18 protein-coding genes are annotated in these 12,255 nt (G+C 31.0%); all 18 read left to right on the top strand.

The window, feature by feature from the left end; genetic code table 11:
* Positions 1–520: 520 nt before the first annotated feature.
* Positions 521–802 carry a helix-turn-helix domain-containing protein gene (locus JCM16418_RS22720; protein ID WP_036653591.1) on the top strand — a complete coding sequence of 94 codons (282 nt, stop codon included), beginning with the start codon at positions 521–523 and terminating at the stop codon, positions 800–802.
* 421 nt (positions 803–1,223) lie between these two features.
* Positions 1,224–1,514 (top strand): hypothetical protein, encoded by a 291-nt coding sequence (locus JCM16418_RS22715; protein ID WP_036653589.1) that lies wholly within the window; start codon positions 1,224–1,226, stop codon positions 1,512–1,514.
* Positions 1,515–1,544: 30 nt separating this feature from the next.
* A complete protein-coding gene (locus JCM16418_RS24805; protein WP_158442457.1) occupies positions 1,545–1,721 on the top strand; it encodes a hypothetical protein in 177 nt (58 codons plus the stop codon).
* A gap of 404 nt (positions 1,722–2,125) precedes the next feature.
* Positions 2,126–2,620 (top strand): DUF1643 domain-containing protein, encoded by a 495-nt coding sequence (locus tag JCM16418_RS22705; protein WP_036653585.1) that lies wholly within the window; start codon positions 2,126–2,128, stop codon positions 2,618–2,620.
* Between the two features lie 30 nt (positions 2,621–2,650).
* Complete coding sequence (locus tag JCM16418_RS25130) at positions 2,651–2,812, top strand: hypothetical protein (RefSeq protein ID WP_156327245.1); 162 nt, start codon at positions 2,651–2,653, stop codon at positions 2,810–2,812.
* Positions 2,813–2,850: 38 nt separating this feature from the next.
* Positions 2,851–3,387, top strand: a complete 537-nt coding sequence (locus JCM16418_RS22700; RefSeq protein WP_148298897.1) for a hypothetical protein — start codon at positions 2,851–2,853, stop codon at positions 3,385–3,387.
* Between the two features lie 167 nt (positions 3,388–3,554).
* Positions 3,555–4,886: a DNA sulfur modification protein DndB gene (locus JCM16418_RS22695; protein WP_036653581.1), complete on the top strand. Its 1,332-nt coding sequence runs from the start codon at positions 3,555–3,557 to the stop codon at positions 4,884–4,886.
* 6 nt (positions 4,887–4,892) lie between these two features.
* A complete protein-coding gene (locus JCM16418_RS22690; protein ID WP_148298896.1) occupies positions 4,893–5,387 on the top strand; it encodes a phage lytic cycle repressor MrpR family protein in 495 nt (164 codons plus the stop codon).
* On the top strand, positions 5,371–5,865 hold the full coding sequence (locus tag JCM16418_RS22685) for a phage lytic cycle repressor MrpR family protein (RefSeq protein ID WP_036653577.1): 495 nt from the start codon (positions 5,371–5,373) through the stop codon (positions 5,863–5,865). The genes JCM16418_RS22690 and JCM16418_RS22685 overlap by 17 nt, the downstream gene beginning before the upstream one ends.
* A gap of 95 nt (positions 5,866–5,960) precedes the next feature.
* The gene (locus JCM16418_RS27000) at positions 5,961–6,494 is read left to right on the top strand and encodes an accessory gene regulator B family protein (protein WP_036653576.1); all 534 of its coding nucleotides are present in this window, start codon (positions 5,961–5,963) and stop codon (positions 6,492–6,494) included.
* Between the two features lie 29 nt (positions 6,495–6,523).
* Complete coding sequence (locus JCM16418_RS22675; RefSeq protein ID WP_036653573.1) at positions 6,524–7,180, top strand: hypothetical protein; 657 nt, start codon at positions 6,524–6,526, stop codon at positions 7,178–7,180.
* Between the two features lie 199 nt (positions 7,181–7,379).
* Positions 7,380–7,868, top strand: coding sequence for a LytTR family transcriptional regulator DNA-binding domain-containing protein (locus JCM16418_RS22670; RefSeq protein WP_036653572.1), 489 nt, complete (start codon positions 7,380–7,382; stop codon positions 7,866–7,868).
* A gap of 211 nt (positions 7,869–8,079) precedes the next feature.
* A complete protein-coding gene (locus JCM16418_RS22665) occupies positions 8,080–8,286 on the top strand; it encodes a hypothetical protein (protein ID WP_036653570.1) in 207 nt (68 codons plus the stop codon).
* Positions 8,287–8,487: 201 nt separating this feature from the next.
* Entirely contained in the window at positions 8,488–9,528 is a 1,041-nt protein-coding gene (locus JCM16418_RS22660) for a YorF family protein (protein WP_036653568.1), read from the top strand.
* Positions 9,529–9,633: 105 nt separating this feature from the next.
* Positions 9,634–10,701, top strand: coding sequence for an ATP-binding protein (locus tag JCM16418_RS22655; protein ID WP_052020721.1), 1,068 nt, complete (start codon positions 9,634–9,636; stop codon positions 10,699–10,701).
* A 125-nt stretch (positions 10,702–10,826) separates the two neighbouring features.
* Complete coding sequence (locus JCM16418_RS22650; protein WP_036653567.1) at positions 10,827–11,189, top strand: hypothetical protein; 363 nt, start codon at positions 10,827–10,829, stop codon at positions 11,187–11,189.
* Between the two features lie 91 nt (positions 11,190–11,280).
* Positions 11,281–11,850, top strand: a complete 570-nt coding sequence (locus JCM16418_RS24075; RefSeq protein WP_052020718.1) for a 3D domain-containing protein — start codon at positions 11,281–11,283, stop codon at positions 11,848–11,850.
* Entirely contained in the window at positions 11,850–12,140 is a 291-nt protein-coding gene (locus JCM16418_RS22640) for a nucleotide modification associated domain-containing protein (protein ID WP_036653565.1), read from the top strand. Before JCM16418_RS24075 ends, JCM16418_RS22640 begins: the two co-directional genes overlap by 1 nt.
* Positions 12,141–12,255 lie beyond the last annotated feature (115 nt).

The following is a 12,255-nucleotide window of genomic DNA, read 5'->3' as shown; positions in this document are numbered from 1 at the left end:
GCCATAGAAGACAAAACACTTAAAGTTGAACTATCAACTGGACACGAAGACAAGGGTGGAAGATTTTATGGTGGACTATACAGGTGCTCTATAGTTGAAGATTATAAGGGGACTAGGATTCTTCTCACAGCCCATTTACAAGAGTAGATAAATACCTAATTTCATTATATTAATAAGGGCGGTGAACAACTTGGAAATTGATCGTGTTTCAACAAATAGGTGGATAGTAGTCATTAAGAATCCCCGAGAATACTCTAAGCTATTAAATGTAGGAGACAGAGCCGAAATCTTTATTTCCAAAGATATTAAAGGAAATAATATTGAGTGGTTTTATGACAACGAGTCTTGGATACGTGTAAATTACTATCTTAAACTTAAATTTATTAAATATGAGGACGACCAAGAGTAAATAAACGTATTATTATTACACTATCGTTTGTTGAAAGAACTACAAGTTAGGATAACTCCTTTAACGCCTTAATAGGAATTGCAAATATATTATTGAAGAGGTGGTTTCAGGATGAAAAAGTGGAAAGATGTAGCCGATTCAATTTCAAGCATTAATGATTGTGAGAAAAATTATATTGAAACTATGGCAGGTATAGTTGGAGAAGTTATTGCGCGTAGAAAAGAACTCGGCTTAACTCAACAAGACATTGCCAATAGAACAGGATTGAAACAATCAGCAATTGCCCGTTTCGAATCACAGGCAGTTAATAAAGCTCCAGCAATCGACACAGTAATAAAAATATGTAGTGCTCTTGACCTTCATGTAACAACAGTTGTTAAGATTGATAGTTGACTTAAAAAAGGTGAATATCATAAATTACGAAAGAAGGTTTGGATCAGATAAATATTTGTTTGATATTTTTATTGAACTTGGCTTCTGATGGAAAGCAAGTTTATATAAACGAGATTTTACATTCCAAAGAAAAATTTAACAGTGAGTAAAGATGTAGTTTCTTTGAGTTTCAAGAGATGAATGTGCTTGAACACGGATTTTATGCATACAAAGGTTTCTATTAACAACGAGAAAGGAATATCACCCATGAATTCGATACTATTTATTGTAGGTTGGACTATAACTGGAATTTGCATTGGAGGATTAATTGTTGTTTTAAAATATAGGTTTAAAAAGTAAGTTGGTAATTATTTAATACAGTTTTCTAGAATTTTTGCATAATGTCCGCTTAAAATATTGATTTTATGAGGAGGGGAAATGTATGACTAATCTGCAATATGTGAGGATAATGACTGATGATCCAGCAATTCAGGTTAAACTTTTAGAAGTGATGGAATCATATGGTGATGATCAATGGTGGATTACTGATAACACAGACTACTTAGCTTATAGGCAGTTTCAAGAGGATGTGATGTTAGTTGAATCACATGCTTGGCAAAAAGCTACTGAGAAGTTACTAGGAAGAGACATAACATTCATGGAATTGAAACTTGATTATAAGAATATAAAGTCTAAAGTAATATCTAAGTACGAAGAAAAATATAACATTTAAATACTAGTTTCAAGGGGAGTTGAGAAAGTGATGCTAGAAACTAGAAATACGTATGAGGGACTGTTTATTGATAGGTTTGTGACAGTGGAAGCATCAAGCGAACAAGAGGCGAAAAAAATAATTCTACAAGAATTAAGAAGAATGGTTAGTACATTATCTGATGATGATTTAATAGAAGAGTTACAACTTCATATTTATTTGAAGTAACTATGAAAAAGGAAGTTCTCAAAGCGAACAAGTAGCCAGTATAATAATGAAAAAAAAGCTGAGTTTTATGTATTTAACTAAAGGTCAAATCATTGCATTATTGAGGTGGTAAAGTGACTTGAAGAAAATAACATATCCACAATGGGAACTTCTTGCTGAAACATATTCTCTATCTTTAAAAGGAATACACCTTTGGCAAGTCTTGCAGATAAACGATCATATAACTCATGTAGAAGAAATAACTGGCTTGAGTCTTCGGGAGGTCACATTACAATTACTGATTCTGGGTTTGAAGCGGCAAAGGGAATATTAGATTTAAGAGAATGGCAAGAACGAAATAATTAATAAAGAATATAAAGTACGTAAAAGATCCATTTCATTCAGAAAAAAGGGTGTGATTTAATTTGATAAAAGATGCAAAAATAGATGCTTCAGAAAAATATCGTTACTGGTTACTGCGGAGTTGGGATAATAATTTACCTTGTATGACGTATGTTATGCTTAATCCAAGTACGGCAGATGCCTCTAATGATGACCCTACTATAAGAAGATGTATTTCTTTTGCTAAAAGTTGGGGATATGGATCTTTGGAAGTAGTAAATCTATTTGCGTTCAGAGCAACTAAACCAGTTGATTTATTGAACTGTGAAGATCCAATAGGTTTAGATAATGATAGTTACATAATGCAGTCATATAGTAAATCAGAGTTGATTGTAGCAGCTTGGGGAACTTACGGGGCACTGAATACTAGGAACGTATCAGTAGAAAATCTTATTACTAGTAAATTTGATATTCATTGTCTTAATAAGACTATAAAAGGACATCCGAGACATCCTTTATACGTAAAAGGCGATACGGAGTTATTGATTTATAAAGAATCATTTAAAGAAAAGTTTTGAAGAAAAATAATTTCGTAGGGGGTAATTCAATTGCAAAAGGCAGTTGTTGTAACTTGGTATAACGAAAAGAAAAACAATCTTGAAGATTTAAACAATCTTTTAAAAGAAGGATGGAAAGTTGTCTCTCAGAGTTCTATGAGTGGCGCAGGAGGTAGAAATGACGTAGTATCGTTAGTTATATTGGAAAAATGATTTTATGCGTGATAACTAATGAAAAGATGGTGATTTTTATGGGTTTAGGAAAGGAATACATTACAAATTTAGATAATTATATTAAGAGCAATATTAAAAATATCACTTGCAAAGAAATCTCGGAATTATATTTCGATTTTGTAGAATCTATACATATGTTTGGACTTAGTAATTTTAATGTAACAGGTCTTACAGAATATTTATTCTATAGATCTTTTATTCATATTAATAAAAGTATCATCGATCGTGATGACTTAATAATCCAACGAAAGGTGGAAGGTACGAAAAGGCAGCCTGATCTTGTTATTTACAGAGAGAAAGAGCCAATACTTTCAATAGAAGTTAAATCAAACTATGCAAATATTGATGAAGATTATGGAAGGCACCATGAGGTAGTTATACTCTATCCAAATATTGTTACATGCACAGTAGCTTTTTGTGTTAATAATAAAAATAACAAACAAAAAATCATGAACTACTCATCAACAAGCGATTTCTACAATTGTATGATACTTAATGACTCAAATGAAAGACTAGTAGATGCGATGAAAAAAGTTAATCTTGTACTATTCTAAAAAATAAAGAATGAATATGAAATTGACATTTTATGTAGAAGAAAAAAGAATATATGATATTGTTAGCACTTATGAACCAATTATGGTATAAGTGCTTTTAATGTTGTATATACTTATGATATAATGATTAATGGAATGAAAAATTGTATATAGGAGAGATGTCTATTATGGCTACAGACACAAAAAGCATCTATGAGGTATTACCAGATGTTCTTTCGAATATTGCTATAGATAAAAACATACAAAGATCAATTGAAGAATACTTAGTTGAAAATCACAAAATGGTTAGAGGTTCATTTATTGAGATCGTAGCAACACCTGAAAAAGTAAATAATCTTGAAGATCAAGAATTATTAGTGATAGTTAACGCAATTCATAAAGTAACTGAAGATGACACAGTATCACCAAAGATTTATTATACTACGAAGGATATCAGAACAATTAAAGATTATGAGTTTGAGAACCAATCAATGGATGTAAGTTTTCCGTATACTATTTCTCCAGTTATTAAAGTAACTAACGAAGATTATTTGACTGTTTTATCATATAAGGAAATTGCCGCATTATCTAATCAAGGTTTATTAACATATAATTTTGAAACTCAAAGATTAGCTAAAAAAACTGTTAACAAAAGATCCGGAAAGATCAATCGAAAAAAAGATATTAAGAACGCAAGTGTTAATGCAATAATGAAATTAATGAAAGCTGGAAAATATGATCCTTCAACACTACTGTTTAATGTATTGGTAGATGGGAAGAGTAGAATAACATTTGATGATGGTGAACTAACTATACACGAAGGCTCCACCTTTAACATTATTGATGGAGCACATAGAGAAGAGGCAATTGTTCGAATAATTGAAGAGAATCCTGATTTTGAAGGTTATATGAATATTGATCTTAAACATTATCCAATTGAAAAGGCACAAAGATTGCTTGCTACAACAAATACTGTAAATAGATTTGATAAGACACTGGTTAAATTTTATGGCGGCGATGAATATGGGCAGGAAATCACTAGATATTTAATGAATTTACCAGTCTTGCAAGATAGGATTGAAATTAAAACAGCGCTGAGTAAAGGTATTTCAATTACAAACTTCGCTATTGTTTCCGATGCAATTCAGACAATTTTTAACCCACAAGATACGAAAGATAAGTACGATGTACAAGATGTTCTAAAAAGATTTTTTGAGTACTTTATAGCATCTTACCAAGATGAGTTTATAAAGAATCGTACGGAAACATTGAAAACTAGTTGGTTGGTACATCATAATATGTTTGTTGGTTTTATTGCTATTGCCAAGAAGCTTTATGATAAATATGGTAAAGACTTCCCTGTTGATCAAATTACGAATATTGTTAATAATATTGATTTCAATAGAGAAACTTCTGGACTAACTGAAATAATGGGTGGACAAGGTAAAACAAATAGTAACAAGGTTAAGGTTCAGATTAGAGAATTTATTGAGGCACAGGTCGATAAATTATTGAAATAAGGAAGGATGAAATTAGTGGCAAATATCGTTCATGATGATAAACTTTATAACGAAGAAATAAAAAAAGAGTTTATTTCCACACATAAAACCGGAACACAAGCAATCTTTGAACGAATATTTAAGATTACTCAACCTATGGAAACAGATCTTGGGAAAGATCTCTATCAGTTTAATAGAGAAGAACTAAGGAAAACTTTTTACACATTTATGGCCTCTTCTAAAGGATCATCTAAGTCAGTGGTCGCCCATGTGATCTCTTATATTGATTGGGCTATTGATGAAGAGTACCACAACGGAATTAATCCCTTAGACTCTGTTGGTGTTGCATGGAAAGAACAATTTGTTGTGCAGCCAGATAAACTATATTTCACAGATGCGGAAATTAAAAGTAAGTTGAACGAAATAGTTAACGCTCAAGTCGCTGTAGTTTTTATGCTCCTTTTTAGGTATAAGAGGAACGGAACATGCGGAGATAGTCAATATAATGAAGAAAGACATTGATGCGGACAAATTGACTGTAAAATTAACAAATGCCAATAAAAGTACACGTACTATAACAGTTGATTCTGATTTCATAAGACTCTGTAATCAAGCAATAAAAGAACAAGAGTTTGTTAAGAGCAACGGAGAACCAGACCAAAACATTCGAGCTGAGTCAGCAAATTTAATAGATAATGACTATATAGTTCGATCCGTTGATATTAACGTCAAACATACCGCCGAAGCTGATGGATCTGTAGTATATAGAAGATTCAGAACTTTGGAAACTTTTTTTAATGACAAGAGGATTACTCCAGTGACTATATTCTATTCTGGCATGATAGCAATGGCAAAGGATTTGTATGTGGCTGGTAAATTGGATTCAGAAGGTTACCAAGCGATTGCAAAGCAGTTTAATCTTAATCAGACTACTTTAAAGAGGCATATGAAGGATTTTCTAAACGAAGATACAATTAAACAGGTTTATTCACTATCCTAGAGAAATATCTCTAGGATTTTTTAATATTTTTATTCTTCTACTTGACTTAAAAGAATAAAAAATGCTATATTGATAATAGGAAATTTAAGGAAGGGTTGTATAAATGTTTAATTCAAAAAACTTCTGAGTATATTTCTAGGGCAGTTTATAGAAACATTGATATTGATGAAGATACTGTAGAAATAAAAGTCATTGAAAGGAAATTAAGTCTACTACTATTATATATAGTATTGTTCATAACACTACTAATCATTGGATTAATTTTCGACAATTTTATACAAATCTTAATTGCTAGTGCTGCATTAATAATGGTAAGATTAGTAAGTGGAGGGAATCATTTTATTCATCCAGATGTATGCTATTTAGTTACAACATTAGTTATTATTTCTTCACCAATATTATGTCTAGTAATTCCTGAAAAATACGATTTATTTATTATTATTTTTTGCTTAATAGGATACTGTGTATATTCTCCTCATGATTGGAGTGGTAGTAAAAAATATTGGATTTATAAAACATTATTATTGATAGGGTTCATTACAGTGTTCTTTTCGAGAGAGATCTTATACATATATTTAGTTCTGATTCCTGATCAGATAATAGGAAACCATAAATACAAAATATTATAAATCCTAAGATTCTAGAATGGAGACTTAATGTGATTGCATTTCTATCATATATGCTATTTTCTGGTTTAGAGTTCCTTGCAGTATATTTATTGATATTTAGTTTTTTTAATATTGATTTAAAGTATTATGTTAAAGAAATATTAGTTAGTGTAATTATTCTAACAATAATGTCTTATACATTTGTTATCACCAATATATATAAAGTTATACCGATATCTTTAATAGCAATTTTGATAGGAATTATCTTATTCATAAGATTTTTTAAGGTAGATAAACGTATATATGCAACTGTGATTACTGTAGGCGGATTCGTTATTTATGGATTAATACAGTTTGGGGTAGCTTCTTTGGCTGTAACTATTGGTGATTTAAGTGCAAACGAACTCTCTTCAACATTTTCATTGAAAACATATATGTTGCAGCTAACTTGTACTCTTATTTCTATGGCAATAAGTTATTATATTAGAATAAGTAATGGTGGTTTTGGCTTTTCTATAAGAGGTGGAAAGTCTAAGTATTTCTTAATTACTGCAATTCTATCTACGCTTATAATTAGTCTAACATTATTAGGATTTTACTTAAATCAAACAGCATCTTACATTATAGCCACTTTCGGTATTTTCTTAACGATAGCTTCTATATACTTCTATTTCTCAAATCAAAGAGATAAAATGGAATTTATTTAAAAACATTATAACTTTTTCTGAAGGGAGGTGTTTAATATATGAAGAAAGCAATTAGCAATTTTATTTATAATAATGTCAATAATGTTTCACCACTTAAAATTTTTCTGTTTTTTAACATCAGTGGAAAGAAGTAAGTATTCTACATATTTAATCTCTGGAGTATAAAACCTCCAGAGATATTAAATGGAGGCTTAAAATAATGAAATATACAAAAAGATTAATAAATATAGTAAGGGCTAGATTTTCAGAACTTGATGATGTACAAAAGTGTCATCTTTTGAATACTACGTTTAATGATCTTCGTTTTGACCCTGAGACAATCATTATTCCTTTAGCAAATAATTCTATCAGACTGATGCATGTGAATGATATTTTATATATAAAAGAACCGAAAAAAGGTAAGGTATTTATTGTTACAATTAATGAAGAAATAGAATTTAAAAATAGTGCAACGAATCTTCTAGAATATATTGAAAAGGTCAGTCCTCCGTTTAGATTTTTAAATAATGGTTTGGTTGCCAATTTAGATAAAGCTACTCATTATAATTCATATCTCAGAAAAGTTTACTTCCATGGTAATAAAACTGTTGATGTTACAGGAGCAGCGATGACTAATATAATTCAAAAAGTATTAGGCAAGAATAGGGATGAACATAGAGTAACATTTATTGGGAATTTCGAGCATTAAGTTGCTCGGATTATACATATTAAAACATGGTTCGACCAATTATGACAAAGAATTCCATAAGAATATTATGTATAATTGAAACAAAACAACTATTTGTAATTTGTCAATTAAAACTTCCGAGTCAATTTCTATGATTTCACATTTATGGAAAATTTGTTATTATGTAGTTATCTACATGATACTTAAAAATATAGCGCAGGAGGTTTAAATATTGAAGAATGAAGATACCTTATTTGATTGGGAAGACTCAGTTGAAAATTTCTATACTTGGTGTAGAGATACATTAGAAGTAAATGAGGATATTCTTGAACTTATATATAGATTAGTAAAGACTCAAGATGATCTCGAATGTTTTATAAAACTTTTTGATGGAGATATTGATCATTTAGAGACTACATTATATAAAATGCTTTTTTGAGTGGTTCATAATAATGGGAGATAAATATACTGTCTCCCTGAAAGTATTATCAATAGGAGTTAAAAATACTTTTATAATTTAAGGAGGTGATGATATTAGCTTGAATCTTTCTAAAAGAAGCCCCCCATTATATTTATTCAGCTCCGTGAAATTTAATAGAACTAAAAAATATAATGAATAATATGGGGAGAGATTAATTTAATGAAAAATAATTTGAAAGTAACTTATGGTAACTTTGTATTAAAGGGTATTGTTGGTGGAACAAAAAGTGAGAAGTTTTATGGTGAGGGGTCGAGTAACGGAAATGATTGGAGACAATTAAATTTCTCAGTAAAAATAAATGACAACGCATCAGTTTTTGTTAAAATGATGGGATCAAAAAATGATAAAGTTAAAGTAGTCGATGCCTCAGACAAAAAAAATAAAAAGGAATACTATGTTTCTTGGGCTGATCGCTATAAAGAACGTAAAGACAAGTCAGATATCTTTATGGCTGCGAAAGTAGGGTTGGAAAAGGACGAAACAGGTAAAAAGAATAAAATACATAGTCTCACCCAATTTGATGCAGTTAAATACATTAAAGACACAGTTAAAGACGGTGATTCAGTTTATATTCGAGGATCATTAAATTACAGTGTATATGAAGGTAAAGGACAAATCAAATACTATATTCAACAGATTTATCATACAGAAGAAGATGTAGATTTTAAAGCTGACGGATTTGAGCCTGAAGCGTCTTTTAATCAAGAAATTGTTTATTTGGATTCAGATTATGATAATGAAACCAATAAAACAGCTATTAATACAATGGTTATCTATAAAGATAAGACAGGAATTCATCCTATGCCTTATGTGTTTATTGTTAACCATGAAAAATACAAAAATGATATTGTTAAGACTGCCGCTCTAAAAGAACTGACTGAAAATTTTGACCGTCTTAGTTATGGTTCTACAATCAAAGTTAATGGTAATATTAATATTTATGCTGAAAAAGTTACTATTGATGTAAATGATGACGATGTCATTCCTGATTTTGGAGGATTTCAAGCAAAGGGGCAAGAAACATTTGTAAAAGGAGCTACAGTTCGTGAGATGGAAATCACAGGCGGAGATGGTTCTAGCTTAATTGTAGAACGATACCAAGAAGAAGATTTCATCACTAGCTCTGATCCATTTAACGAGTCAGAAGGAGAACGAGAATCGTCCAAAAAGAATTCTCAAGATCCTTTTTCAGATGACTAACAGTTACAAATAAATGAGTAATTTTTTGAAACCAAAATGATATTTATCCTCACTTTGAGGAATATGATTAAAGTAATACTATAAAAAATTTAGGAGTTGTTATTATTGAGTTTTGATTTAAGCATCCTTGGAGTAGAGAAGAATATTCCTAAGGTTAATCTTCTTGAGTATACTGGTATTTTTGAAGCACCAGAAAAATTCGGTAAGACAGCATTTGCTACGTTGTACCCCAATGCGATATTGGTCGCTGCAGAAAAAGGTTATATGGCACAAGTAATCAATAAAAAAGATGTAAATAACTGGTCTGATTTTGTTAAATTTATTGATCTACTTGCAAAAAACCGAGAAGCAATTGGAACAAGTGTTCAAACAATCATTATCGATACAGTTGATGAACTCTATCCTTTGGTTGCACCTTATATTGTTAAGCGGGAATCTATTAATGACCAAGTAGCATACAAAAAAATTAAAGATATCCCTTTTGGTCAGGGATGGGGGTTAGTTGATGAAGAATTCAAAAAACAAATCAAGCGGATCATCAGTATGGGATTTACAATTCTCTATCTGACACATAGCACTGTCAAACAGATTAAGCCTAAGAACGCTGATCCCTATGACGTGTATAAGTCAACTATGTCTGATCGGTGTGCGAATATTATTTATCCAGCTTGTGATTACATTATTCATGGTGAACGTAGGAAAGTAGAAGTAAGTGAAGGTGTATCAGAACTAAAGCGTGTTTTAACGGTAAGAGGAACAGATGATGCTGTAGCAGGAAACCGTGTTTATTTTGACGATGATGTTGTTTTTGATACAGAAGAAGAAGCTATGGAGAAATTCCAAACTAAATTCAGAGAAGGTATTCAACGAAATCTTGAAAAAGCAGGAATTAAAACATCTCTTGATCAATTAGCAGCGCAACAACTTAAAGAAAAGGCAGAACAGGTTAAAACATATATGATAGAAGAGGATGTTGAGATCGCAGTTAAAGATAAAGATGAACTTAAGAAAGAAATTGCTGATGCTATTAGTAATCTGAATGAAGAAGTGAACCAAACTGATGTTGGAAATAAGTTCCAAGAAATTTTAGGAGTTAAAAATTATACAAAAGTAGAAGACATTAAAAAACTCCAAAAAGCCTTAGATTATGTTAAAACGTTACCAACTAAGTAATAGAAGATTATAAATTAATAAGGGTTTATTATAAAAAATATGCATAGAATACATATTTTATGAGTAGAAAATACATATCTATACATCTTTTTAATAGTTGTGTAGATCAGAGAGGAAGATATTAATTGAATTTAAATGGGAAACATGATCACAGTCTTTGCGGTGTTAGCAATAAACCTTATATAGGTCGTTGGAGTTATAATACTGCTGAGGTCAATACTGTGTCTAATGTACATAGTATTTTATTTAAAGAATTAAATGAAAAAGATGATGTATATATGGAGACTTTATATCAAGTTACTGTAGTAACAAAAAAGAAGGAAATTATACTAGATAAGAAACTTGTCTCAGTTGATCAGGAGAATGCTAAATTTGAAGCAGGATTATATGATGTACTCTCTACTAAAGGACTCACACCATCTGATGTCACTGTTATTGTAGCAACACTTGGAAAAGTAGCAGTTGATAAAGAACCTAAAGAAAAATAGTCTATATTAAAGTTACATAAATACTGACACGTATTACTCTACCTCACATCCATACAAGAACAGTGGGGTAGAGTCATAATTAGGAGGGCGCATGATTAAGAAGCTAATGACTCTATTTTTCGTATTCTTATTGTTGACACTATCTTCTGGTGTTCAAGAGAAATCCGTTAGTAGAGAAGCGAATACGAAATATGAAGTTGAAAACTATGTATTAAGACCCATAAACACTTTTGGAGAACGTTTTAAGCAAAAAGTTGAATTAACGAAGGGGAATCAATCAGAGGATAATAAACTTATTAAGAAAACTATGGTTAAGAAAAAAGATAAAGTTAAACATAATAACTGGATGTTATTCGAGATAACTTCATACACCAATGGTAGAGAATCTACAGGAAAACGTAAGGGTGATAAAAATTATGGTATTACTGCTTCAGGCAAGCACACAAAAGAAGGAAGAACAGTCTCAGCAGATATTAGAGTGTTACCAATGGGTACAGTCATATACATAGATGGAGTAGGTAAGAGAGTAGTTGAAGATACAGGCTCAGCTATAAAAGGGTATAAGTTGGATTTATTTATCGAGGATTTAGATAAGGCATTGGAATTTGGAAGGAAGAAGAATGTAAGAGTAAAGATTATTAAGATGGGAGATACAAAATAATGAAAACACAAGATGAGTGGATTCAGATGGTTGGTCAAGAGGTGATCGAGTTATTGAAGCGTAAAAATGCGGACTATGGTGATGCATTTGCGAAACGATATGAGAAGCACGGAATCCTATCAGCGTTTATTAGAATGGAAGATAAGTGGCTTAGACTAGACAATTTATTGTCTGGTCACAAAGCTAAAGTAACTGATGAATCTGTGTACGACACAGTTTTCGATTTTGTTGGATATGGCATTCTAACCCTTATTGAGTTGCTAAAGGAGCGCGAGAGAGAAAGTGAATAAACTTATCCTAGTCTCTGGTGCGAGTGGTAGTGGAAAGACATCTCTTTTAAGATCCTTTATGGATAATGAACTTATATCTTTTACAACAAGGCTCCCAAGAAAGGGAGAAATGAAT

Source organism: Paenibacillus pini JCM 16418, assembly GCF_000576305.1.
GTDB lineage: Bacteria > Bacillota > Bacilli > Paenibacillales > Paenibacillaceae > Paenibacillus_AQ > Paenibacillus_AQ pini.
The sequence above is the reverse complement of the archived record's forward strand: the minus strand, read 5'-3'. Positions and strand labels throughout refer to the sequence as shown.

Coding starts and splice junctions, on each gene's coding strand:
- JCM16418_RS22720 (WP_036653591.1), top strand. CDS start 521: ATGAAAAAGTGGAAAGATGTAGCCGATTCAATTTCAAGCATTAATGAT.
- JCM16418_RS22715 (WP_036653589.1), top strand. CDS start 1,224: ATGACTAATCTGCAATATGTGAGGATAATGACTGATGATCCAGCAATT.
- JCM16418_RS24805 (WP_158442457.1), top strand. CDS start 1,545: ATGCTAGAAACTAGAAATACGTATGAGGGACTGTTTATTGATAGGTTT.
- JCM16418_RS22700 (WP_148298897.1), top strand. CDS start 2,851: ATGGGTTTAGGAAAGGAATACATTACAAATTTAGATAATTATATTAAG.
- JCM16418_RS22695 (WP_036653581.1), top strand. CDS start 3,555: ATGGCTACAGACACAAAAAGCATCTATGAGGTATTACCAGATGTTCTT.
- JCM16418_RS22690 (WP_148298896.1), top strand. CDS start 4,893: ATGAAATTAGTGGCAAATATCGTTCATGATGATAAACTTTATAACGAA.
- JCM16418_RS22685 (WP_036653577.1), top strand. CDS start 5,371: ATGAAGAAAGACATTGATGCGGACAAATTGACTGTAAAATTAACAAAT.
- JCM16418_RS22670 (WP_036653572.1), top strand. CDS start 7,380: ATGAAATATACAAAAAGATTAATAAATATAGTAAGGGCTAGATTTTCA.
- JCM16418_RS22660 (WP_036653568.1), top strand. CDS start 8,488: ATGAAAAATAATTTGAAAGTAACTTATGGTAACTTTGTATTAAAGGGT.
- JCM16418_RS24075 (WP_052020718.1), top strand. CDS start 11,281: ATGATTAAGAAGCTAATGACTCTATTTTTCGTATTCTTATTGTTGACA.
- JCM16418_RS22640 (WP_036653565.1), top strand. CDS start 11,850: ATGAAAACACAAGATGAGTGGATTCAGATGGTTGGTCAAGAGGTGATC.